The sequence below is a fragment of the Faecalimonas nexilis genome (assembly GCF_059731825.1).
On sequence record NZ_AP029189.1, the window covers coordinates 2,379,942 to 2,403,833 of the forward strand.

Genomic DNA, 23,892 nt, shown 5'->3' on the forward strand with positions numbered 1-23,892 from the left:
CTGTCACCTGCCCCAATATTTTTTATCCAATGTCCTGTATCCGATCGCCTCTCTCAAATGCGCCAAACCGATTTTCTCCTCGCCCGCCAAATCTGCAATTGTTCTGGCGACACAGAGGATTTTGTGATACATTCTCGCTGTGAGATTTAACTTTTCAAACGCCTGCCGCATCATCTTTTCCTCCTCGCTTCCAAGAATACAGTATCGCTTTATCTTCTCTGCATTCAACTGTGAATTTGTTGTAATCCCCTCCCCTTTATACCGTTCCTTTTGCCGTTCTCTTGCCATGATCACACGCTCTCGGATATCCTTTGAAGACTCTTCACGGGCTCCCTGTAAATCCTCGTAAGCCACACGTTCAGCCTCAACACAGATATCAATTCGATCCAATATCGGCTGACTGATCTTACTTAAATACGCTTGAATCTGAGTCGACGTACAAAGGCACTTATTCAAATCAGGATAGTTTCCACAAGGACATGGATTCATAGCCGCCACCAGCAAAAATTCTGCCGGGAAATGATACACTCCCCGATTTCTTATGATTTTTATAAAATGTTCCTCAAGTGGCTGTCTTAGCATTTCCAGCACCGGCTTTTGAAATTCTGCAATCTCATCCAAAAACAAAACACCTTTATCTGCCAAACTAATCTCTCCCGGCCGAGGTATCAGACCGCCCCCTATCAACGCAGACGTTGTCGTTGTATGATGTACCTCCCGAAATGGCCGTTCCAAAATCAATGGCTGGTTTGCATTCAATCCTCCAACAATACTGTAAAGCTTTGTCAATTCCATGCTTTCTTCTTTTGTCAGCGGTGGCAAAATCGTCGGTATCCGCTTTGCAATCATTGTTTTTCCAGCTCCCGGCGGTCCGATCATCAACATATTGTGGTTCCCTGCAACTGCCACCTCGGCCGCCCGCTTTGCAAGCTTTTGCCCTTTGATATCCTGATAATCCAATTCGTATGTATGCTCTCCTGCATCTCTCACCGTTCTTGTCTCCGTAGGATCTGCAGCAACGCCCTCATTGAGCACATCGCATGCCGCTTTTAAATTTTCCACTCCGATCACTTCAATTCCCTCGACAAGCTTTCCTTCACTTTCATTTTCTTTTGACACCACACAGGATTGAAAACCATGTTTTTTTGCCTCCAGGACAATCGGCAGAATTCCCGGCACACTTCTCACCCTTCCGTCAAGGCTTAGCTCTCCAACAAAAACTGTTTTTTCAAGCCTCTCCTGACTTACCACTCCAAGTGATGCCAAAATTGACACCGCTATCGGAAGGTCAAATGCTGTCCCTCTCTTTCTGACATCTGCCGGTGAAAGATTCACAACAATCTTCTTCGCCGGAATCACAAGCCCCGAATTGCGAATTGCCGTTCGTACCCGTTCTCCTGCCTCTTTTACTTCTGAGGATAAATATCCTACCATATGAAACATCGGTAATCCATTGCTTAAATCCGCCTCCACATCAATAAATTCTACCTGTAATCCTTGTAGTGCAGCGGATAATACTGTGCTAAACAATCATTTGCACGCTCCTTTCTTTATTCCTTTTTTCTTAGTTGAAATCTCTGGCAGAACTGCCTGATAGTACTATAGAAGAACGAATATCTTCTGAAATATAGTGCTCTTATTCTTACATACTTCTCATTCATTGTCAATATTTGTAAGTGGAAAAGCACAAATATTTTTGTCCGCACATACATTATACTAAATACGCTAAGAGGTGCTTTCCTTGAAATCATTTCCAATTCCCCTAACTGCAGCTGAAGAACAATACTATATACAAAAATATATCGAGGGTGACCTTGAGGCGAAACACATCTTGATCGAGCGGAACTTGCGCCTTGTCGCCCATGTCATCAAAAAATATCAATACTTAGACGATGATCCGGAAGATTTGATCTCCATCGGAACGATCGGGCTGATCAAAGCAGTTGCAACTTTTAATCCTTCTAAAAATAATCGTCTCGGAACCTATGCTGCAAGATGTATTGAAAACGAGATCTTGATGATGCTGCGCAGCAAAAAGAAAGTATCGAAAGAGATTTCTCTCTATGAACCAATCGGCACAGACCGTGAAGGAAACGAAATACAGCTTTTTGACATCATAGAAGCTGACGATGATGATGCACAGACAAAGGTTGCTCTCAAAGAGGATATTAAAATGCTCTACACAAAAGTTGAATCTGAACTTTCACCTCGCGAGCGGCTTGTTTTGAAAATGCGATACGGTCTCTACGACGAGGAAGAATATACACAGCGGGAAATCGCCGCTCAGCTTGGTATTTCTCGTTCCTATGTGTCTCGTATTGAAAAAAGTGCAATAGAAAAACTGCGGGAATTTTTTTAGAATCCCGCAGTTCTAACTGCCACAATTTCTTATGGTTCACGTCGTCTTAAAATATCATATGCATCCACTTTGATTCCCAAATCCACATACAACACCTGTTTCGGATGCGGTGCACTTTCCTGCTCCTCTCCGTCCTCTGTGAGAATCCGTTTTACAGTGACTTCAACGTTCTCGCCATTTGGCTTCATCACCTCGATCGTCTCTCCGACAGAGAATTTATTTCTCTGTTCAATCCGATAGGTTCCCTCTTTTTCTTCTCCGATAATACCAAGATAGGTATATTCCTTCACATAGGTATTGCTGTCATAGATCTGTGTTGTCTCATCCGGCTTTCCAAAGAAAAATCCGGTAGTAAACTGACGGTATGTGCAATTAGATATCTGTTCCAAATACCATGGCATATTCTCTTCGTAAAGTTTCGGATCTTTTTGATAATCGTCAATTGCCTTACGGTATGTCCTTGCAACAGTCGCCACATAAAGCGCTGTCTTCATACGACCTTCAATTTTCAGGCTGTCAATTCCAGATTCTAAAAGTTCCGGAATATGCTCGATCATGCACAAATCTTTCGAGTTAAAAATATAAGTGCCTCTTTCATTTTCAAATACCGGCATCACTTCGCCCGGTCTTGTCTCCTCTACGATTGAATATTTCCATCGACACGGATGTGTGCATGCTCCTCGGTTCGCATCTCTTCCGACCATAAAATTACTCAGAAGGCAGCGTCCTGAATAAGAAATACACATTGCACCATGTACAAATGTCTCAATCTCCAGATCATCCGGAATATTTGCACGGATCTCTCTGATCTCCTCCAAAGACAATTCTCTCGCTGTAACCACACGGGTTGCGCCAAGCTTATGCCAAAAATTAAATGTACCGTAATTTGTGTTATTCGCCTGCGTGCTGATATGACGCTCTATCTCCGGACAAATCTCGCCCGCAATCTCAAAAATTGCAGGATCTGCGATAATGAGCGCGTCCGGTTTGATTTCTTTCAATTCTTGAAAATATTCCCTCACGCCTTCCAAATCATCATTGTGAGCTAAAATATTTGCAGTCACGTACACTTTCACATCATGCTCATGGGCAAATGCGATTCCCTCCCGCATATCTTCCATCGAAAAGTTCTTTGCTTTTGCCCGAAGTCCAAATGCCTCTCCTCCAATATATACCGCATCGGCTCCAAACATAACTGCTGTTTTCAATACTTCCAGACTGCTTGCCGGAATTAATAATTCAGGATGTCTTGCCATTTTTTATTCCTCTCTTATCTTTGTACTAAGTGCTACTCCATCTCCCAATGGGATAATGGAAGTTTCCAATAATTTATGGTGTTTCAATTCATATAAATATTCTCTCATTCTGCTGTGGATCGTGCGATTTCTGCGTTCTACCGCAAACCGGGACTCAATGATATCTCCTTCTTGCAGCACATTGTCTGACACCAGCACACCTCCATGTTCCAACAGACGAACCACTTCCGGCATATAATAAATGTACTGCCCTTTCGCCGCATCCATAAAAATAAAATCATACGTCTCATCAAGTGATTTTAAGATTTCCAGTGCATCTCCCTCAAGCAGTGTGATCTGTTCTTCTTTTCCTGCTCTTTTAAAGTTCTCGCGGGCGATCGGAATCCGCTTTTCATATTTTTCGATTGTTGTAATCTTACAATCTTCCGAAACATATTCACTCATCAAAAGTGCGGAAAATCCAACTGCTGTTCCGACCTCCAATATCCGCATCGGCTTTTTGATCTGCAAAAGTACTTTCAAAAAGCTCTGCATCTCCTTTCGGATAATCGGCACATAAGTATCGAGCGCTTCTTTCTCTATCGTCTCCAGTATCTCACTGTTTTCCGTCTCCAGCGAATGAATAAACGTCACCATACGTTCATCTACTATCATGTCCCTTACCTTCCTCTATTCATAACGAAACCAAAGACGGAGAAATCATTTTCCCCGTCTTTCTCTCTAATTCTATACATCCATAATAATCGGAAGAATCATAGGTTTTCTCTTTGTCCTCTTCCATATAAATTCATTCATGGTATCACGTATCACAAGCTTAATACGGCTCCAGTCTGCATTCCGGTTCGTCAGACATTTCTCCAGTGCTTCCTGAAGAACTTGTCTTGCCTCTTCCATCAGACTCTCAGATTCTCTCACATACACAAATCCTCTGGATACAATATCCGGTCCTGCAAGAAGCTGATTCGTTCTCTTTTCTAACGTAAGAACAACGATTAAAATACCATCTTCCGCCAGATGCTGACGATCACGTAATACGATATTTCCCACATCTCCAACGCCAAGTCCGTCGACTAAAATTGCTCCGGTGTGTACTTTATCTACAATCTTTGCCTCTTTTTCATCTAATGCAAGCACGTCTCCGGAATGCATGATGAAAATATTTTCTTTCGGAATACCAAGGCTTTCTGCCAATTTTGCATTTGCTTTCAAATGACGATACTCTCCATGTACCGGAATTGCATATTTCGGTTTTAACAGGGAATAGATCAGCTTTAGTTCTTCCTGACAGGCATGTCCTGATACATGGGCATCCTGGAAAATGACATCTGCCCCTTTCTGTGATAATTCATTAATCACACGTGACACTGCCTTTTCATTCCCCGGAATCGGATTAGAACTGAAAATAACGGTATCTCCCGGCTTGATTGTCACTTTTTTATGAATGTCTGCCGCCATACGTGACAATGCAGCCATTGACTCTCCCTGGCTTCCTGTCGTGATCAAAACTGTCTTTTCGTCCGGATAATTTTTCAGCTGGTCAATCTCGATTAATGTCTTGTCCGGAATGTGAAGATATCCAAGCTCTGACGCTGTCGAGATAATATTGACCATACTGCGTCCTTCCACAACTACTTTTCTGTCGTACTTATATGCAGAGTTAATAATCTGCTGTACTCGGTCTACATTGGACGCAAATGTCGCAATAATAATTCTTGTATTACGGTGTTCCGCAAATATCTGATCAAATGTCTTTCCAACTGTCCGCTCAGACATCGTAAATCCCGGTCTCTCTGCATTCGTACTGTCTGACATCATCGCCAAAACACCTTTTTTACCAATCTCTGCAAATCTCTGCAGATCAATGGCATCGCCAAATACCGGTGTGTAATCTACCTTAAAGTCACCTGTGTGTACTACAGTTCCCGCCGGCGAATAAATTGCAAGCGCTGCCGCATCCTGAATACTGTGGTTCGTACGGATAAATTCAATACGAAACTGTCCTAAATTAATCGACTGTCCGTGACGCACTACTTTTCGTCTTGTACTGCGAAGCAGATTATGCTCTTTTAATTTATTTTCAATAATCCCCATTGTCAGCTTTGTCGCATAAATCGGGAGATTCATATCCTTCAATACATACGGAAGAGAGCCAATATGATCCTCATGTCCATGTGTGATAACAAATCCTTTTACTTTTTTAATATTGTCTCTTAAATAAGTGATATCCGGAATCACAAGATCGATTCCAAGCATATCATCTTCCGGGAATGCCAATCCGCAATCCACTACTATAATACTGTCCTCATATTCAAAGGCAGTAATATTCATTCCAATCTGCTCTAATCCGCCGAGTGGAATAATTTTCAATTTTGAGTTACTTTCTTTTTTCAAATTTACACCTCCATGTGTTTTATGTAACTTTTTCTGCACTTTTTTCGGCGCAGTCCTTACATTGTCCATAGAATTTCAATTCGTGGTCTAACACACGGAATCCCGTCATTTTCTCTATGTGATTTTCCAACTCCTCTAAAAGATCATCGTTAAATGACAACACCTTTCCGCAATCTTTGCAAATCAAATGATGATGTGTATGTTTTGATTCTCCATCTACCCGATGCCCAATCTCATACCGTACACAACCGTCATCCAAATTGATCCGATCCACCAATTGCATCTCCAACAACAACTGTACCGTTCTATACACTGTAGCAAGTCCGATATCCGGACATTCCGCTTTTACTAACTTATAAATATCTTCTGCTGCCATATGGATATCCCGATGCTTATCCAATACTTTTAAAACAATCAGTCTCTGATTCGTCACCTTCAATCCCTTGGCTTTTAACATTTCTTTAAACTCTTCCTGGTTAATTGACATAGTGCCCCCTCAAAATGCAGCCATCTGTTACATATCAATATCAATATCTTCTAATAGTTCCTCGAATACTTTCAGCACTCCCATAAGCTCGTTCTCGTCTTCTACTACTTCGTAGAGACTCTCCACATCCTCTGCCGCACTTGTATCCTTTAAAATAAGGCACTCCGCCTCATCTTCTTCGGAATCCGTCACTAAAATATACGAATTTCCATTTACTTTTGTCTGTTCCAACACAAAAAATTCCACTTCATCTTTTGTATCATCAAACACAAATTTAATTTTTTCCATAAACTCTCCTTAAGAATTCTTTCATCCTATTCGTGATTCATGCGAATCGAATCCAAATATCCCTGCAATATAAAAACTGCCGCTATCTTATCCACATATTTTTTCCGGTCTTCGCGTCTTACTTTACTTTCAATCAATGTCCGTTCTGCCTCCAAAGTCGTCAGACGTTCATCCCACATAATAACCGGAAGACCTGTCCGTCTCTCCAGCATTGCTTTTAATTCCAAAGATTTTTCCGCACGATCACCTATTGTATTATTCATATGCTTTGGAAAGCCAAGCACAAGTTTGTCCACTTCGTATTCTTTCACCAATTCTTCAATACGAGCAAGTGTCTGACGTAACTTGTTCTCCGCTTTACGATGAATTGTCTCTATTCCCTGAGCTGTAATTCCCAGCGGGTCGCTTATCGCCACTCCCACGGTCTTTGAGCCGTAATCTAATCCCATCACTCTCATAACTATTTTATTCCCATGAATGATGCTCGATATACGACTTCAGCATCTCTTCTACCAATTCATCTCGTTCCATCTTCATGATCAGACTTCTTGCTCCATTATGGCTCGTAATATAAGTAGGATCTCCAGACATAATATAGCCAACAATCTGATTCACCGGATTGTACCCTTTTTCTCGCAGAGCTTTATACACAATTTCAAGAATCTCTTTTGCCTGAATTTGTGGTGCGTTCCCCACTTGAAAAAATTGTGTGTTACTTAATTCACTCATTTGCTCACGTCCTTTTGTTTACTTCACTTTCTATTTTAATATAATTTTCTGTGAAATTCAATGAATAATTTGTGAATGATTATCAATTTGGATATCTACTAACTTATTCTGCAAATTTGCTTCCGTCTTTAATGCAACTTTCACATACTCTTTTGTATGTCCGACCTGATAGTTTTCTCCGTCGATTTTTATCTGTTCTTCCATCAAAACTTCTACCGTAGTTCCTACAAACTGTTCTTCGTATTTTATTCTCTTTTTTTGACCCAACTCAAGAAGTTCATTACTGCGCGCTGTTTTAATCTGCTCCGGAATCTGGTTGTCCATCACTGCCGCTTTTGTACCTTCCCGCTTTGAATATTTAAAAATATGCGTCTCATAAAAATCCACTTTATCGATAAAGGCTTTTGATTTTTCAAATTCTTCTTCTGTTTCCCCCGGAAATCCTACAATCACATCTGTTGTAAGAGCCGGATGCGCAAAATATTTGCGAAGCAGCATACACTTTTCATAATATTCCTCAGAAGTATATCTTCGATTCATTCGGCGAAGGGTCTCATCGCATCCGCTTTGCAGCGAAAGATGAAAATGCGGACACATCTTTTCAAGACCCGAAATCGTTTTCACAAAATCCTCTGTAATAATCCGTGGTTCCAATGAACCAAGCCGAATTCTTTTAATACCTTCAATCTCATTTACAGCCAAAATCAGAGAAAGTAAATTCTCATTCTCTAAATCCACGCCATAAGAACTCAAGTGAATTCCAGTCAGCACAACTTCCTGATAGCCGTTTGCTGCAAGTTCTGTCACTTCCCGAACCACATCTTCTTTTGCACGGCTTCGCACTCTTCCTCTTGCAAACGGGATGATGCAGTAGGTACAAAACTGATTGCAGCCATCCTGTACTTTGATGTATGCTCTCGTATGTTCTGCTGTTTTATTCAAGTGCATCTCCTCATATTCGTGTGTATGATTAATATCAATTACAGCCTTATTTTGACCTTGTTTTTTCTCATAAAACCCATCCAGAATCTGAATCAGATCTTTCTTTTTATTATTTCCGATAACGATATCAATACTCTCGTCAATTTCTCCGCTTGCTTCTTTTGCCTGCACATAGCATCCAGCTGCAACTACAATTGCATCCGGATTCATCTTTTTTGCACGATGGAGCATCTGACGGGACTTTCTGTCCGCCATGTTAGTCACTGTGCATGTATTGATAATATACACATCCGCGCCTTCTTTAAACGGCACAATCTCATATCCATTTTCTTCCAAAAGCTGTTGCATCGCTTCCGTCTCATATGCATTTACTTTACATCCCAAATTATGTAATGCTGCTCTTTTCATATTCTTTTCCTTTCTCTCTATATATGTTTAATCTGCCGAAAATGTTACGGTTTTCTTTGGCAATTTATTTCTTGACTTTTGTGTCCATCCATTTTAAGATAGTCATAGAACAAAACAAAATTCAAGGAGGTTTTTTCTAATGAAAACAGTAGATATTTCTTTAAATTCAATCGACAAAGTAAAATCATTTGTAAATGATATCAGCAAATTTGATTCTGATTTTGATCTTGTATCTGGAAGATATGTTATCGACGCAAAATCGATTATGGGAATCTTTAGCTTAGATTTATCCAAACCGATCACATTAAACATTCACGCTGATAACGCTAACTTAGATACTATCATGGAAGTATTATCTGCATACACAGTATAATAATCGGATTGAAAAGATGCTCCGCCTTTGGCGGGGCATCTTTTTTTACAGCAGTTCCGTTATTTCAAACTTTCATGCCAGAACTGCTGCATTTTATCTAAGGTTTGACAACAATTGTCTCCACTGTATTTATCGCAGTCTCAAATAATTCATCAATCTTCTCCGCTAGATTTTCTTCTGAGCGTCTAATGATATTAATGTTCGGTTTTGTCACCGGATGTTTTGCGACAAAAATTGTACAGCAGTCTTCAAACGGTAAGATTGAAGTCTCAAATGTATCAATTTTTTCTGCAATTTCTACAATTTCCTGTTTATCAAATCCAATAACCGGACGATATACCGGAAGAGTGCACACATCGTTTGTCGCAGCAAGACTCTGCATTGTCTGACTCGCCACTTGTCCAATACTTTCTCCCGTGATCAGCCCTAAACATCCGCTCTCTTTTGCGAAATGCTCTGCGATTCGCATCATATATCTTCTCATAATAATCGTCAGCTCATCATGCGGGCACTTTTCATAAATATACAACTGAATATCTGTAAAGTTGACAATATTCAGCTTGATCGGTCCTGAATATTTTGATACCAGTTTTGCCAGATCTACTACTTTTTGTTTTGCACGTTCACTTGTATACGGCGGTGCATGGAAATATGTCGCCTCCAGCGCAACTCCACGTTTTGATACCATATAGCCTGCCACCGGACTGTCTATACCGCCTGACAATAGCAACATCGCTTTCCCGTTTGTTCCAACCGGCATTCCTCCCGGTCCTGGAATAATCTCAGAATAGATATAAATCTTCTCTCGAATCTCTACATTTAATTTAATCGCTGGTTTGTGCACATCGACACGAATCTCCGGAAACGCATCTAAGATTGCTTCTCCCAAATCACAGTTAATCTCCATAGAATTCTTCGGATAGCTTTTCTTTCCACGTCTCGCTTCCACTTTGAATGTCGTATTTTTATCCGGATACATCTTATCCATGTAATCTACAACTTCTCTTTTCAGTTCCTCAAATCCTTTGTCTTCCACATGAACAACCGGACAAATCCCAACGATTCCAAACACTCTTTTCAGTGCATCTACCGTCTCCTCATAGTCATAATATCCTTCACAGTCTACATAAATTCTGCCCTGTGATTTGTGAATGTGAAATTCTCCTTCCACATCCTGAAGGGAGAACTTCATCTGTCTGATCAATGCATCTTCAAACAGATAACGGTTCTTTCCCTTGATTCCAATTTCTCCATATTTTATCAAAAAAGCCTGAAACATCATACGTTTATTTTCCTCTCTTTTGTCTTGTTCCATCATTTCTTAGTGTCTTGTATACTTTCTAAGCATCGGTACACAATTATATAGTGTTTCCAATGTATAGTCAATTTCTTCTTTTGTTGTAAATTCAGAAAAACTAAATCGAAGTGTCGCGTCCAAATATTCTGTTCCCGCTCCAATTCCTTTTAGTACACCGCTGATTGCCGGATGATTTGATGCACATGCAGATCCGGAAGATACATAAATTCCTTTCTCTTCCAACGTATGCAATAGTACCTCGCTTCGAATTCCCGCAAATCCCACACTGACAATATGCGGCGCGCTTGTCTCATCGGTTCGTCCGTGAATCGTCGTGTTCTCAATCTTTGCAATTCCTTCTATAAAGTAGTTCTTAAGCGACCTCATCGTCTCCACTTTTTGTTCCAGATTGGTATAAATCTCTTTTGCCGCAGCGCCGAGTCCGGCAATTCCCGGAACATTCTCCGTACCGGAGCGGACATTTTTCTGCTGTTCGCCACCAAATACAATTGGTTTAATCTTTACTTTTTCATTGATGTAAAGCGCTCCGATTCCTTTTGGTCCGTGGATTTTATGTCCGCTCACCGACATCATATCCACTCCGATTCTCTTTGGAAAAATACGGTATTTCCCAAATCCCTGAACCGCATCCACATGGAACAGAATGTTTTTATTATAATTCTTCACAATCTGCACTGCTTCCTCGATCGGCTGCACGGAACCAACCTCATTATTCACATACATGACAGACACGAGAATAGTATCCTCGCAAAGCGCCTCTTTCAATGCATCCAAACGGATTCTGCCATCCTTATCCACCGGCAGGAATGTCACTCGAAATCCTTCTTCCTCCTCCAGATAATGCATCGTATTTAAGATTGCCGGATGTTCGATAGAAGATGTGATCAGATGTTTTCCCGCTCTGTGATTGGCTCTTGCACAACCAATCAGAGCCAGATTGTCACTCTCTGTCCCTCCGGAAGTAAAGTAAATCTCTTTCTCCTGCACTTTTAAAAGCTTCGCCAATGTCTCTTTTGACTCTTTTATATATTTTTCTGCATCTACTCCCTTTTTGTGCATTGAAGACGGATTGCCGTAATCTTCACACATTACTTTTCCTACAATCTCTCTGACACTCTCATAACATTTTGTAGTTGCAGAATTGTCCAAATAAACTTCCATGATCTTCTCCTGTTTTTCTTTCTTACTATATAAGTTATGTCATCACTCTTCCAAGTGATACATCAAAATTGACAGTGTCGTAAGACCTGCTGTCTCCGTTCTCAGAATCCGCTTGCCAAGTGTGATGGCTCTCGCTCCATTTGCAATGGCATCCTCTACTTCCTGTGTCTCAAATCCACCTTCCGGTCCAATAAAAATACCGACGGATTGTCCTCTTTTGATTTCCTCTATCACCTGCTTTGTCTCTTTCATTCCCTCTGCAAGTTCATACGGAATGAGAAGGATATCCAGTCCCCTCGCATATGTCAGAGCATCTTTATAAGACATCACATTTGTCACTTTCGGGATTACGCTGCGCCCGGACTGCTTTGCTCCGCTTTCCGCAATTCCTCTCCAGCGCTCCACTTTCTTTAACGCCTTTTTCTCGTCGAGCTTTACAACCGCACGTTTTGTTGCGACCGGTATAATCTCATACGCTCCAAGTTCCACCGCTTTTTGTACAATCAATTCCATCTTATCGCTTTTCGGAAGTCCCTGAAAAAGATATATTTTTGACGGTAACTCCGTATCCACCTGCTGTTCTTCTACAATCCGGACACAGACCTGTTGCGCCGTCATTGACTCAATCTCACAGAGATACTTTCGGTTGTTTCCGTCACTGACTTTTAACGCTTCGCCCACTTTCATGCGGAGCACATTTTTAATATGATTCACATCCAGACCTTCTATATAGATATGATCCTCTTTCACCTGCATAGGTGTTACAAAAAACTGATGCATAATGATTCTCCTAATTTTTTCTTGCCGTCACGGATACCCATTCGCCCTGATATGTCACTTCCAGAACTTCAAGTCCTGCTTCTTTCACTGCCTCCACGACTGTCTCTTCTTTTGCATCGATAATTCCACTTGTGATATAAATTCCGCCTGTCTTTAACTGATGTAAGATAACAGGTGTAAGCGGAACTAACACATCTGCAAGAATATTCGCCACGACAATATCATATTTTTCATATCCGACTTTGTCCTGCACCTCTTTGTCATCGATGATATTTCCGATCATGACCTCATACTGATCTTTTGTAATTCCGTTTACTTCCATGTTCTCATAAGTCGCATCGATAGCACATGGATCCAAATCCGTTCCAACCGAATATTTTGCCCCGAATTTTAAGGCGAGCATTCCAAGAATCCCGCTTCCGCATCCTACATCTAAAATTGTCGTATCCGGTGTCACGTATTTGCGGATCTGGCGGATACAAAGTTGTGTTGTCTCATGCATTCCTGTTCCAAACGCAGTCCCCGGATCGATGTGAATGATCATCTTATCCTCATCCTCCGGTTTCACCTCTTCCCACGACGGAATGATGAGCACATCATCCACATAAAATTGGTGGAAGTACTGTTTCCAATTGTTGACCCAATCCACATCTTCAGTCTGCGATTCTTCAATGGTACACGCCCCCACATTCGTATATGCCCGCATCTCTTCCAATTCTTTTTTTACATTCGCAAGAACTTCTTCTTTGTCCTCGTCCTCTTCCAGATAAAAACTAATGTACGCAACACCGTCATCTGCTTCAATCTCCGGAAGGATATCCACAAACATCTGCTCTTTATCAGACTGTGTCAACGGAATCTTGTCCTCAATCTCAATGCCCTGAATTCCAAGATCCATCAGCATACTGCTGACGATATCTTCGCTTTCTGTCGTTGTTTTCAATCTAAATTTATTCCATTTCATTTTCTGTTCACCTCTTCTTAATCTTTTAAAAGTATAACAAATATTCTAAAAAAACGCAACGAAAAGGGATTCTGATTATCCCAAGAATCCCAAATGCTCCAACAATATTTTGACTCCCATCAGAATCAGAATGATCCCTCCTGCAAGCTCTGCTTTTGATTTGTACTTTGCCCCGAAGATATTCCCGATCTTCACACCTGCCACCGAGATGATAAATGTAGTCACTCCGATAAAGCTGACTGCCGGCACGATTTTCGCCTGAAGAAATGCAAATGTCACTCCGACTGCCAACGCATCAATGCTCGTCGCAACCGCAAGCCCTATCATCGTCTTCACATCCAAAGCTTCGCTCGCCGTCTCGCATTCCTCTTCCCTTGACTCTCGCACCATATTAAATCCGATAATCCCAAGAAGGATGAACGCAATCCAGTGGTCGATTGATGTGATAAAGTCTTTAAACTGCACGCCCAAAACATATCCGATCAACGGCATTCCAGCCTGAAACACTCCAAAATACAGACCTACGATCCCCGCTTTCGTCCACGTACATTTTTTCATTGCCAGCCCCTTACAGACTGCAACCGCAAATGCATCCATCGACAATCCTACCGCAATTAAAAATAATTCTACAATACCCATTTCCCTTTTCTCCTTTTCGTTTCCTTGCAATTACTCCAAACAAAAAGACCTACCCGTAGCCTTATATCTACGGATAAGTCTCATTATTTAAAGTAATGCCAGACAGTCAAACTGCCAGTATGTTGACAATACTACGTAATTACGCTAACTACTCCCTTATCGTCTCTGAACATTATAGGAAGTCTCACTGCACTTGTCAAGCCTATAAATCAACAGAAATGGTCTGTTTTTCTACGTGATGTTTCTTCGCATATCCTGTCAGCATCAATGTCAGCGCTCCATCACCGGTTACATTGCAGGCTGTTCCAAAGCTGTCCTGCAGTGCAAAAATCGTAAGCATCAGCGCCGTTCCTGTCTCGTCAAACCCAAGCACTCCCGTGATCAATCCAAGAGATGCCATCACTGTTCCTCCCGGAACTCCCGGCGCTCCGATTGCAAATACACCAAGCAGTACACAGAATAACAGTATTATCCCAAACGACGGAATATTCCCATATAAGATTTTTGACACTGTCATCACAAAGAAAACTTCTGTCAGAACCGAGCCACACAGGTGGATATTGGCAAACAGCGGAACCCCGAAATCTACCATGTCATCACGAAGTGATTCTGATTTTTTTGCACAGCGAAGCGCCACTGCGAGCGTCGCTGCCGAAGACATTGTTCCAACCGCCGTAATATATGCAGGTCCATAGTTTTTTACAACTGTCCACGGATTTTCTCCTGAATAAATCCCTGCCAGCACATACAACAATGCCATCCAGATAAAATGACCGATCATAACAATCAGCACAACCTGAATAAATACCGGAAGCTGTTTTGTAATCGTTCCTTCATATGACAATGCACAGAAAGTAAATCCGATAAAAATCGGAAGAATCGGAATGACAATTTTTGTGACGATATCCAGCACAATTTTTTGAAATTCCTCCAAAACAGTCGTGATTGTCTTTGCTTTTGTCCATGTCGCCGCAAGTCCAATCAACACAGAAAATACGAGCGCACTCATAACCGGCATAATCTGAGGAATATCAAGCTGGAATACGATTTTCGGAAGCTCTTTTAACCCCTCTACATTTGCATCAATGGACAAATGCGGAATCAGACCATATCCTGCCGCCATCGAAAACAACGCTGCGCCAAGCGACGAAACATATGCCAGCACCAGAGCTATACCAAGCATTTTGGACGCGTTGTTCCCAAGCTTTGTAATAGACGGAGCGATAAATCCGATGATGATCAAAGGAACACAGAAATTGATCACCTGATTCAGAATATACTTGATCGTAACCACAACATTCATAACACCTTCATTTGCCACCTGTCCGACTAAAATGCCGATCACAACTCCAAGAACAAGTTTAAAAGGCAGGCTTCCAACTATTTTTTTCATAAACGCTTTCCCCTTTTCATTTCTTTTCTCATTCTTTATTCTATTCACCAACCATGATTTTGATGATTTCTTCGTTGGTCTCTTTCATTCCCTGTTTTCCGAGACGTCCCACATTCTGAATCGTCTCCTCCACTCCTCTTGTGACAATTCCGTCACCGCCATAGAACTGTTGTCCTCGTTTATACATATTATAGCCTAAAATCCCGGCATCCACCGCAGATGCAATCTTCGCTGCGCAAGACGCCTTCGCACCGTCACAGACAATCCCAGAGACAATTGCAAGTGCATTGACAACTGTGTGAATCACTTCTTCATAACCTCCTCCACAGAGATATGCAATTCCCGCACCTGCTCCTGCTCCTGCGCTGACTGCTCCACAGTATGCAGAAAGACGTCCGATTCCTGTCTTTTGGTGGATTGTAACAAGATTTGACAAAGCAAGCGCACGGTACAAGGTATCTTCATCCGCATCGAACTCTTTGGCATATTCAATGACAGGAATAGATGAAGTCATTCCCTGATTGCCGCTTCCTGAATTGATGATCACCGGAAGTTCACATCCGTTCATTCTTGCATCAGAGCCTGCCGCCGCCTTTGCCTTTGCTCTTGTACGAATGTCATCTCCATACGTATCCAAAAGCACACTTCCAATGTTGGCGCCGTAATCTCCTCTCAGGCCTTCCTCCGCAATTGCCGTATTATATGCAATCTGTCTGTCTAACGTCTCTTTTATATCTTTCACATCTACAGTCATCGCAAAATCCCAGATATCTTTCATATTCAAAAGATTTCGATCTGTCAATCCCTCTTCCTTTTCTCCCTCGACCGCTATTTCATAGAGCACTTCTCCATCTTTTTCCATCAGCACAATATTCGTGTGATAATTCGCAATTCTGACTTTCGCATAAGAGCTTCCTTTGTAAACTGACACGATGATATCAAATGTAATTCCATTGTCTGCATGTACAACTTTGATATCCGCCGTCTGCAAAAACTGTTTCATCTGCTCAATCTCTGACTCTGTCACCTGTGCAATCACTTCCAGTTCTTTCTCCGCTCTTCCCGCAATAATTCCCGCTGTGGCAGCCGCCGGAATTCCTTTCAGATGATTTGTGTTTGGCACAATGACGCTTTTTACATTTTTGATGATACTTCCACTTGCTTCAATCACAACCTTATCCGGAATACTCCCCAGTATTTCTCTTGCTTTCGCCGCGGCATATGCAAGTGCAATCGGCTCTGTACACCCCATTGCCGGGACCAGCTCCTCTTTCAAAATCTGAACGTACGCGCCATACTTTACATCTTCTTTTTTCATAGGTACTTTACCCTCCTTTTTTAATAAACATCTCTTTATTTTCTAATAGGATACCACATTTTCTCTGCGGTGGTCAAATACTGTCCCCACTGAAAACAGCACCATAATTTCATGTGCGATAAGCGGAAATGCGGACAAAATAATAAGCTGAATCCACTCTCCCATCGTCAAAGCTGCCGTTCCAAAAATCTCCACCATATAAGGGATCTCCGTCACCAGTATCTGAAGCCCAAACCCTGCGAAAAATGCAGCTATCATCAATTTGTTTGCACTATGATCCATACAAAATACAGACTTATGCACATCCCGCATTCCGACTGCATGAAAAAGCTGTGATAAGCCGAGCACGGTAAACGCATATGTCTGTGCCCGATTTAAGATTTCCGGAGATTTCAGTACAATTATCAGGTTTTCTAAGCTTACAACTGCGTTTCTTTCAGTCAGCACTTCCAGTGGCAGCTTTAAAAATGCAGTCAGACTGATTCCTGCAATCAGCACTCCATAAAACAATGTGCAAGAAAGTCCTCCGTTTGCAAACAAACTTTCCTGCACCTTTCTCGGAGGTCTTCTCATCAAACTCTTTTTATCGTTTTCATCAACGCCCAAAGCCAATGCCGGCAGCGAATCCGTGATCAGATTAATCCATAAAATATGGCTTGCCTTTAACGGAGACGCAAGTCCGCACAAAATAGACAGAAACATGGTGATAATCTCTCCAAAGTTGGAAGACAGCAAAAACAAAATGGATTTCCGGATATTTTCATAGATTCCTCTTCCCTCTTCAATCGCCTTTTCGATTGTCGCAAAATTATCGTCAGTCAAAATCATATCGGATGCATTCTTCGCCACATCTGTTCCTGTCTCTCCCATGGCAATGCCGATATCTGCCGCTTTCAGAGACGGTGCATCATTGACCCCGTCCCCTGTCATTGCCACAATCTTCCCGGAAGCTTTTAAGCCTTTTATGATCTGCACCTTATGTTCCGGTGCCACACGGGCAAACACTTTTGTCTGTCTTAGTTTTCTTTGCAATTCACCGGCAGACAACCGCTCTAATTCTTCTCCCGTCATACACTCACTCATTTTGTTCGCAATTCCAAGTTGCTTTGCAATGGCAAATGCTGTATCAACATGGTCTCCTGTGATCATGATTGTATCTACCGATGCCTCCCGAAACGTGCGAACCGCCTCTTTTGCCTCCGGTCGCGCCGGGTCTATCATTCCCGTAAGACCAAGAAATGTAAGCCCCTCCTCTTTTGGCATCGTCACATTCGGGCACATGGCAATAGCCAAAACCCGAAGCGCCTGCGCCGACATCTCTTCCATTGCGATCATGATCTGCCTCTTATGTATGTCGGTAAGCGGTATCCGTTTCTGGTTGATCAGAATATGTGTACATTTGGAAATCACCCGGTCTGCCGCCCCTTTTGTATAAGAAATCTTTCCATGTCGGCTTTGATGAAGTGTCGTCATCATTTTCCGTTTGGAATCAAAGGATACCTCATCGATTCTTGGCATGTCTGTCTGAAGTTCTTTTCGATTCAAATGATGTGCTTCTGCAAAATCTACTAATGCCAGTTCGGTTGGATCGCCAATTCGCTCTGTCTCAGAAACCGCCGCATCATTACACAACACACAGCACTCCAAAAATTCACGGTTTTTTCTTGCATCTGCTTCGCCTGCATCACACATATGCTGATCTACATAGCATGCTGTGACTGACATCTTATTCTGTGTCAGCGTTCCGGTCTTGTCCGAGCAGACAACACCGACTGCCCCCAGCGTCTCCACGGAAGGAAGCTTTCGCACAATCGTATGGACCTTTACCATCTTTGAGACACTCAGCGCCAGCACGATTGTCACCACAGCCGGAAGACCTTCCGGCACTGCTGCCACGGCGAGCGATATCGCTGTAATAAGCATATCCGCTATATCTCGCTTCTGTATCACAGCAATCGCAAACAAAGCCGCACAAAGAACCACAGCCACAATACTCAGCAGCTTTCCAAGATCCCCAAGCCTTTTTTGAAGCGGCGTAAGTTCCTGCGGAGCCTCGTCAATCATCGCTGCGATTTTCCCAATCTCTGTATCCATTCCTACTGCAGTGACAATCCCTGTTCCTCTTCCATATGTGACCACAGTAGACATATATGCCATGTTTTTCCGGTCACCGACCGGACATGTTTGATTTGCCTGAAACAAAGCATCCTTTTCCACCGGAAGTGACTCCCCTGTTAATGCAGACTCTTCCACCTTCATGCTGACGGTTTCCAGCAGACGAAGATCCGCCGGAATCTGCCTTCCCGCATCCAAGTATACAATATCACCCACAACCAGTTCTGAGGATAAAACCTCCCTTTTTCTTCCTTCACGTTTTACGATAGCTTTTGGAATCGTGAGCCCTTTGAGCGCTTCCAAAGCTTTTTGCGCTTTTCCTTCCTGAATGACGCCGACAACTGCATTTACTGTGACTACAACAAGAATGATCATCGCATCACTTACTTCGTGAAGCAGCAACGAAATAATTACCGCCACAAGCAGTACATAGATCAGCGGATCGTTCAACTGCTCAAAAAATGCTTCCGCCACAGATTTTTTCTTTCCTTCTTTCAGTTCATTTTTCCCATTTTGTTCCAGTCTTTTTCTTGCTTCCGCCTCGCTTAATCCATTGCCCGCACTGCTATGCAGCTCTAGAATCGTCTCCTTTGCCGACTTTTGCTCAAACATACATTTCCTCCTCGCATTTTGATTTCTCACAGCTATGATCGGCTGTTTTACTACTGTATGTCCAAGCAGTACGGATTATGAATATTCAATATTTACCCTGCTTCCACTGACTCCGGTCTCAGCAGGAGTCACCATCAGTCTAATTGGCACTCGTGCTTTTACGGATTCCACATGGGAAATAATCCCCACTTTTAAGTGGTCATTATGTATCTTTTCCAAAGACTCCATCACGATATCAAGCAGCATATCATCCAATGAGCCAAAACCTTCATCCAAAAAGAACAATTCAAGCGGAGCTGTCCCTTTTAACTGAATCTCCGCCGACAGCGCAAGCGCCAATGCCAGGGAAGTGACAAAAGTCTCACCTCCTGATAATGTGGCAGTCTGTCTGCGTACGCCTCCGTTCTTATTGTCCCGAATGATAAATTCTCCATCCTCATTAATCTCCAGCTCATAATTGCCATTTGTGATCTCATACAACCGTTTGGATGCGCTTTTAGAAATATATCGCAGGCGTTCTGTCGCCAAAAACTCTACAAATCGTTTCCCTCTTGTCACACTTCTTAAGTCTTCCAAAATCGCAAGACGGTGTTCAATCTCTGAGATCACTTTTCGAATTTCAGACTGCTGTTTTAAGTGTTCCTCCATTCTTTTAATCTCCTGTCTTGTCGCAATCAGTATCTCCTCTTTCTCCCTTTTTTCACGATCCAGCATCTCACAGTTTGTTACTGCTTCCTCGTAAATCACTTTTTCTATCTTTCTTCCAGCCAGACGCTTTTCGACATTCTCAATCTGTGCCTGTGTCTGCTGCAGCTGTCGCACATATTCCTCAATCTCTTCCCGATATCTTTCCTGACATTCTTTACTTAACAATGCCTTTCTCACTTCTTCCCGGTTCAAAAATCCTTGCTGTTTTAGTTCCTCTTCCAGATATGTGCGGGCATTTTTCAATGCCTCTTCATTACCTGTCTTTGTGCCCTGCAAAATCTGCCATACTTCTTCACTTTGTTTCAGTAAATTCTCCGCCTCTTCTTTTTTGCGCTTTGCCTCCTGGTATATCTTGCGCAGGTTCGAAAGGCTGTCTTCCAGTGTCTGCAAATAAACTTCCGGATTCGTCTCTGTCCCAATCTTTGCCCGAATCTGCTCTTGCTTTTGTGTCACTTTTTCTTTTAGCGGGATAAGCAGAATCTCCAATTGTCTTGTCTGTTGCTCCTTATTTTTCCATTCCTCCTGAGCTCTACCTAATATCTGCTCAACTTCTGTTTGCTGTCTATATATGCGATTTCGCTCAATTTCCAGTCTTTCTCTTTCCTGATCCAGATTTCGCACACGCTCTCTTTCTGCTTTCAAACTTTGAATACCATATGCTAAAAGCTCTTCCTGCAAAGAATCTTTTTTCTCTTCCATCTCCTTTGCAATCGCCGCTGTTTTTTCCTCAAGCTCCTTGTATTCTTCCTGTGCTGCAAGGAGAAGGCTCTGCTTCACTTGATATTCCTGCTCGGCTGCTTTATAAACGCTCTCCCGGTTCTCAATTTGCTTTCTTAATGTCTCTAGTTTTTCTAAGTCAACGCTTTCCTGTCCTTTTTCTTCCCCACCGTCATTTTCTTCATATACAAAATGACGAGAACCACAGACCGGACAAGGCTCTCCTCTTTTGAGTTTTTTCCTCAGATTCAAAATCTGAGTCTGCTCCATATCTTTATTGAACTCGGCTTCCTCTTCTTTCCAAAGTTCCAGCTGCTTTTCGAGAACCGTCATCTTTTCTTTCAGTGCGACAATCTCCTGCTTTTGTACCTGCAACTGCACTTTCTTCTGGTCTGTCTTCTGCTCTTTTTCCTTTCGCTCCCTCAAAATGCCGGTCAGTTCATTGTAGCGCAGCGTAAACTGTTCCAACGCCTCCCTGTATTCACTTGTGATCATACGCCGGCTCAGCATTTCTTCTGTTTTTCGCAATTCTTCTGTCTGTGACTCTTTTTTCAGCTGGGTCTTTTGTACCTTTTCTTTGAGCGATTGCTCCTGTGTTCTGCTCTCATTCCACAATGCTTCGCTGCAGTTCTGCTCTTTTTGCAATTGCGGCAGTTCCCGATAATCCTTTAGCGCTTCTTTTGCCCGCTCAATCGAGGAGAGAAGTCCTGACTCTTTTGACTCTTTTTCTGTCTCCAGCTTGGAAAAATGTTTCTTTCTTACTTTGACATCTTCTTTCCGTTTTTCATACCGCGCCGTCTCTTGTTCCAATTTCTGCAAAAGTTCTGTTTCTTTGTCTTCCAGTTCAGTCACCGAACGAAGAATAGGCATGACATGCCCTGCTTTATCAGACAGCGTCAGGCTCCTTTTTTTCTCTTCAATGATTTGTTCCTTTTCAAAAAGCATTTTCTCTTTCTGCTTTAATAACTGCTGTTCTTCTTGAAGATTCCATATTTCTTTATAAATTTCTGCCTCTTTACAACGTTCCCGCAATGCCTTTTCAAGCAACTCAATCTCCGTCTGATAGTTATCTTTTCGCTCCCGTGCATCTCTTAGCTCTTCCTCACTACAGTCTCCGTAGACCTCCGCCTGTCCGCAGAGTCTTGTGTGCTCTGACTGCTCTTTTTTGATTGCAGAGGCGATGCGCTCCTCCAGACGCACACCATACTCCTCCAAACGAAAGAGGCGCTCTAAGATTTCTCTTCGGTCTTTTCCACTCACCTTTAAAAATTCACTGAATTTCCCTTGTGGCAAAACAACCGTCCGCATAAAGTCATCTGCAGTCAGACCGATAATCTCCACACATGCACGATCCACACCTGTCACAGATTCTTCTAATACAGTCTCTCCATCTGTCACATCCAAAAGTCTGCATTTTCCGGATTTTGTCCCTTTTTCACCTGCTTTAAACTCACGCTCCACCCGGTAACGCTTTACCTGCGCCGCAGTAATCTGAAATTCATAACTCACCAGCGCACTCTTGCAATTTTTATTGACAAACTCATTCGTTCCCCGTGACATTGCCTTCATTCCGTAAAGTGCAAGAATCATTCCATCTAAAATTGTGGATTTCCCACTTCCCGTAGGACCAAAAATTCCAAAAAAGCCTTGTTTCGTCAGTTTTTCAAAATCAATTGTCTGCTCCTCCACAAAACTGTTCAGCCCTTTGATCTTTAATTTAATCGGTCTCATGCGGCTCCTCCTCTTCACATAGTTTCAGCAGCATATCCCGCGTCTCTTCAGACATCTCCACACCACGTTCCCGTCTGTAAAATTCTGCAAACACTTCCGGAAACGGACGATCCTTCCACGATGTCTCTGCCTCTTCCGTGTCTTTTTCCCGCAAGATCGGGTGGATTTCCAGGATATCCTTTTTCGTCTGCTTCATCTTCTTGATCTCATCTTCCAAAATGGCGCGCTCTGTCTCAATTTCCAAGTACACCCAGCAGTTCTTGTCCCGGTTCTCCTCACAGACCATGATTGCCTCCGATATACTCGTGCATCTCCACACCTCGATTGGTTTGTACTGTTTTAATTCGATCGGCTCAACTTTAACCGGTTCGCCCTTTCTGATATCCACACACAGCACTTGTTTTGGGTAACGTTCTTCTCCTTTCCGATACTCGATCGGTGAACCGGAGTAGCGAATATTCGGGTGTCCCGGAACACTTTGCGGTCTGTGAATATGCCCAAGTGCCACATAATCTGCAAGCTTCGGAAAAATATCCGGATCTGCCAGATAACTTCCTCCAAGCTGTATGCTTCTTTCAGAACCTTCTTCCAAACTATCCATTACAAACAAATGAGAGACGATGATATTGACCGTCTCTTCTTCAAACTGATCTGCCAGTCTGTCAAACAGACACCTCAGCCTCTCATTATACGTTTCCAATTGTATTTCTTCCGATTCCATCTCCGAATAAAGTACCTCTTCCAGCCTTTTCTCACTTGGAAACGGTACGGTCAAAACGACCGCTTGCTCAGATTTTCTCTCAATCTTAATGTATCCTTCTCCACTTCTGCAGACTTCCCAGCTTCCATACTGCCCTTTTGGAATCACCGTCTTTGGTGTTCCCACCATGATGATTCCATGCTCCATCGCAAGCGGTGTCGCCGACACAAGACGATCCGGGTTATCATGATTGCCCGCAATCACAATCGTAAGTCTTCTGCCTCCGTCTGAAATCTTTTTCAGTGTATCATAAAATAACTGTTCCGCTTTCGCCGGTGGATTCGAGGAATCATAGATATCGCCGGCAATCAGAACAACATCTGCATCTCTTTCTTTCACGATATTCACAAAATCCTCTAAAAACAGTTCTTGTTCCTCCAACCGGCTGTGACCTTCAATATGTTTTCCGAGATGCCAGTCTGCTGTATGTATCAGTCTCATAT

General features: G+C 42.5%; 21 protein-coding genes. 2 read left to right on the top strand and 19 right to left on the bottom strand.

Features of this window, described 5'->3' with window-relative positions; all coding sequences use genetic code 11:
- Positions 1-3: 3 nt before the first annotated feature.
- Entirely contained in the window at positions 4-1,530 is a 1,527-nt protein-coding gene (locus AC6I5B_RS12135; protein ID WP_071144365.1) for a YifB family Mg chelatase-like AAA ATPase, read from the bottom strand.
- 211 nt (positions 1,531-1,741) lie between these two features.
- Between AC6I5B_RS12135 and sigK the strand changes: the two genes are divergently transcribed.
- Positions 1,742-2,359: an RNA polymerase sporulation sigma factor SigK gene (gene sigK, locus AC6I5B_RS12140; RefSeq protein WP_022250600.1), complete on the top strand. Its 618-nt coding sequence runs from the start codon at positions 1,742-1,744 to the stop codon at positions 2,357-2,359.
- A gap of 29 nt (positions 2,360-2,388) precedes the next feature.
- On the opposite strand, the gene AC6I5B_RS12145 is transcribed toward sigK, so the two are convergent.
- From AC6I5B_RS12145 to mtaB, 8 genes are all read right to left on the bottom strand, one after another.
- The gene (locus tag AC6I5B_RS12145; protein WP_004611394.1) at positions 2,389-3,615 is read right to left on the bottom strand and encodes a peptidase U32 family protein; all 1,227 of its coding nucleotides are present in this window, start codon (positions 3,613-3,615) and stop codon (positions 2,389-2,391) included.
- Positions 3,616-3,618: 3 nt separating this feature from the next.
- Entirely contained in the window at positions 3,619-4,269 is a 651-nt protein-coding gene (locus AC6I5B_RS12150) for an O-methyltransferase (RefSeq protein ID WP_004611395.1), read from the bottom strand.
- A gap of 72 nt (positions 4,270-4,341) precedes the next feature.
- Complete coding sequence (locus AC6I5B_RS12155) at positions 4,342-6,006, bottom strand: ribonuclease J (protein WP_022250599.1); 1,665 nt, start codon at positions 6,004-6,006, stop codon at positions 4,342-4,344.
- A 19-nt stretch (positions 6,007-6,025) separates the two neighbouring features.
- A complete protein-coding gene (locus tag AC6I5B_RS12160) occupies positions 6,026-6,493 on the bottom strand; it encodes a Fur family transcriptional regulator (protein ID WP_004611397.1) in 468 nt (155 codons plus the stop codon).
- Positions 6,494-6,520: 27 nt separating this feature from the next.
- Complete coding sequence (locus AC6I5B_RS12165) at positions 6,521-6,781, bottom strand: DUF1292 domain-containing protein (protein ID WP_004611398.1); 261 nt, start codon at positions 6,779-6,781, stop codon at positions 6,521-6,523.
- Between the two features lie 26 nt (positions 6,782-6,807).
- A complete protein-coding gene (gene ruvX, locus AC6I5B_RS12170) occupies positions 6,808-7,239 on the bottom strand; it encodes a Holliday junction resolvase RuvX (RefSeq protein WP_004611399.1) in 432 nt (143 codons plus the stop codon).
- Between the two features lie 7 nt (positions 7,240-7,246).
- Positions 7,247-7,510: an IreB family regulatory phosphoprotein gene (locus AC6I5B_RS12175; RefSeq protein WP_004611400.1), complete on the bottom strand. Its 264-nt coding sequence runs from the start codon at positions 7,508-7,510 to the stop codon at positions 7,247-7,249.
- A gap of 57 nt (positions 7,511-7,567) precedes the next feature.
- A complete protein-coding gene (mtaB, locus tag AC6I5B_RS12180) occupies positions 7,568-8,860 on the bottom strand; it encodes a tRNA (N(6)-L-threonylcarbamoyladenosine(37)-C(2))-methylthiotransferase MtaB (RefSeq protein ID WP_004611401.1) in 1,293 nt (430 codons plus the stop codon).
- A 139-nt stretch (positions 8,861-8,999) separates the two neighbouring features.
- On the opposite strand from mtaB, the gene AC6I5B_RS12185 reads away from it, so the two are divergent.
- Complete coding sequence (locus tag AC6I5B_RS12185; protein ID WP_004611402.1) at positions 9,000-9,233, top strand: HPr family phosphocarrier protein; 234 nt, start codon at positions 9,000-9,002, stop codon at positions 9,231-9,233.
- Positions 9,234-9,330: 97 nt separating this feature from the next.
- Here the strand turns inward: AC6I5B_RS12185 and thiI are convergent, their stop codons facing one another.
- The 10 genes from thiI to AC6I5B_RS12235 all read right to left on the bottom strand — a co-directional run bounded on the left by thiI (position 9,331) and on the right by AC6I5B_RS12235 (position 23,890).
- Complete coding sequence (gene thiI, locus AC6I5B_RS12190) at positions 9,331-10,515, bottom strand: tRNA uracil 4-sulfurtransferase ThiI (protein ID WP_022250598.1); 1,185 nt, start codon at positions 10,513-10,515, stop codon at positions 9,331-9,333.
- 39 nt (positions 10,516-10,554) lie between these two features.
- Positions 10,555-11,712: a cysteine desulfurase family protein gene (locus tag AC6I5B_RS12195; RefSeq protein ID WP_004611404.1), complete on the bottom strand. Its 1,158-nt coding sequence runs from the start codon at positions 11,710-11,712 to the stop codon at positions 10,555-10,557.
- A 42-nt stretch (positions 11,713-11,754) separates the two neighbouring features.
- Positions 11,755-12,492, bottom strand: a complete 738-nt coding sequence (locus AC6I5B_RS12200; RefSeq protein WP_412364217.1) for a 16S rRNA (uracil(1498)-N(3))-methyltransferase — start codon at positions 12,490-12,492, stop codon at positions 11,755-11,757.
- Between the two features lie 10 nt (positions 12,493-12,502).
- A complete protein-coding gene (gene prmA, locus AC6I5B_RS12205; protein WP_004611406.1) occupies positions 12,503-13,456 on the bottom strand; it encodes a 50S ribosomal protein L11 methyltransferase in 954 nt (317 codons plus the stop codon).
- A 75-nt stretch (positions 13,457-13,531) separates the two neighbouring features.
- Positions 13,532-14,095, bottom strand: coding sequence for a manganese efflux pump MntP (locus AC6I5B_RS12210; protein WP_412364216.1), 564 nt, complete (start codon positions 14,093-14,095; stop codon positions 13,532-13,534).
- 202 nt (positions 14,096-14,297) lie between these two features.
- Positions 14,298-15,488 (bottom strand): dicarboxylate/amino acid:cation symporter, encoded by a 1,191-nt coding sequence (locus AC6I5B_RS12215; protein ID WP_412364215.1) that lies wholly within the window; start codon positions 15,486-15,488, stop codon positions 14,298-14,300.
- A gap of 40 nt (positions 15,489-15,528) precedes the next feature.
- Positions 15,529-16,806 carry an L-cysteine desulfidase family protein gene (locus tag AC6I5B_RS12220; protein ID WP_004611409.1) on the bottom strand — a complete coding sequence of 426 codons (1,278 nt, stop codon included), beginning with the start codon at positions 16,804-16,806 and terminating at the stop codon, positions 15,529-15,531.
- Between the two features lie 42 nt (positions 16,807-16,848).
- On the bottom strand, positions 16,849-19,533 hold the full coding sequence (locus AC6I5B_RS12225) for a cation-translocating P-type ATPase (protein WP_022250593.1): 2,685 nt from the start codon (positions 19,531-19,533) through the stop codon (positions 16,849-16,851).
- Positions 19,534-19,608: 75 nt separating this feature from the next.
- Positions 19,609-22,689 (bottom strand): AAA family ATPase, encoded by a 3,081-nt coding sequence (locus AC6I5B_RS12230; RefSeq protein WP_071144389.1) that lies wholly within the window; start codon positions 22,687-22,689, stop codon positions 19,609-19,611.
- Entirely contained in the window at positions 22,676-23,890 is a 1,215-nt protein-coding gene (locus AC6I5B_RS12235) for an exonuclease SbcCD subunit D (protein ID WP_497773371.1), read from the bottom strand. The genes AC6I5B_RS12230 and AC6I5B_RS12235 overlap by 14 nt, the downstream gene beginning before the upstream one ends.
- Positions 23,891-23,892 lie beyond the last annotated feature (2 nt).

What these genes read in the sequence shown, in the direction of transcription:
- AC6I5B_RS12145 (WP_004611394.1), bottom strand. Translation starts at nt 3,615, where the DNA reads ATGGCAAGACATCCTGAATTATTAATTCCGGCAAGCAGTCTGGAAGTA.
- AC6I5B_RS12150 (WP_004611395.1), bottom strand. Translation starts at nt 4,269, where the DNA reads ATGATAGTAGATGAACGTATGGTGACGTTTATTCATTCGCTGGAGACG.
- AC6I5B_RS12160 (WP_004611397.1), bottom strand. Translation starts at nt 6,493, where the DNA reads ATGTCAATTAACCAGGAAGAGTTTAAAGAAATGTTAAAAGCCAAGGGA.
- AC6I5B_RS12165 (WP_004611398.1), bottom strand. Translation starts at nt 6,781, where the DNA reads ATGGAAAAAATTAAATTTGTGTTTGATGATACAAAAGATGAAGTGGAA.
- ruvX (WP_004611399.1), bottom strand. Translation starts at nt 7,239, where the DNA reads ATGAGAGTGATGGGATTAGATTACGGCTCAAAGACCGTGGGAGTGGCG.
- AC6I5B_RS12175 (WP_004611400.1), bottom strand. Translation starts at nt 7,510, where the DNA reads ATGAGTGAATTAAGTAACACACAATTTTTTCAAGTGGGGAACGCACCA.
- mtaB (WP_004611401.1), bottom strand. Translation starts at nt 8,860, where the DNA reads ATGAAAAGAGCAGCATTACATAATTTGGGATGTAAAGTAAATGCATAT.
- AC6I5B_RS12185 (WP_004611402.1), top strand. Translation starts at nt 9,000, where the DNA reads ATGAAAACAGTAGATATTTCTTTAAATTCAATCGACAAAGTAAAATCA.
- thiI (WP_022250598.1), bottom strand. Translation starts at nt 10,515, where the DNA reads ATGATGTTTCAGGCTTTTTTGATAAAATATGGAGAAATTGGAATCAAG.
- AC6I5B_RS12195 (WP_004611404.1), bottom strand. Translation starts at nt 11,712, where the DNA reads ATGGAAGTTTATTTGGACAATTCTGCAACTACAAAATGTTATGAGAGT.
- AC6I5B_RS12200 (WP_412364217.1), bottom strand. Translation starts at nt 12,492, where the DNA reads ATGCATCAGTTTTTTGTAACACCTATGCAGGTGAAAGAGGATCATATC.
- prmA (WP_004611406.1), bottom strand. Translation starts at nt 13,456, where the DNA reads ATGAAATGGAATAAATTTAGATTGAAAACAACGACAGAAAGCGAAGAT.
- AC6I5B_RS12210 (WP_412364216.1), bottom strand. Translation starts at nt 14,095, where the DNA reads ATGGGTATTGTAGAATTATTTTTAATTGCGGTAGGATTGTCGATGGAT.
- AC6I5B_RS12215 (WP_412364215.1), bottom strand. Translation starts at nt 15,488, where the DNA reads ATGAAAAAAATAGTTGGAAGCCTGCCTTTTAAACTTGTTCTTGGAGTT.
- AC6I5B_RS12220 (WP_004611409.1), bottom strand. Translation starts at nt 16,806, where the DNA reads ATGAAAAAAGAAGATGTAAAGTATGGCGCGTACGTTCAGATTTTGAAA.
- AC6I5B_RS12225 (WP_022250593.1), bottom strand. Translation starts at nt 19,533, where the DNA reads ATGTTTGAGCAAAAGTCGGCAAAGGAGACGATTCTAGAGCTGCATAGC.
- AC6I5B_RS12230 (WP_071144389.1), bottom strand. Translation starts at nt 22,689, where the DNA reads ATGAGACCGATTAAATTAAAGATCAAAGGGCTGAACAGTTTTGTGGAG.
- AC6I5B_RS12235 (WP_497773371.1), bottom strand. Translation starts at nt 23,890, where the DNA reads ATGAGACTGATACATACAGCAGACTGGCATCTCGGAAAACATATTGAA.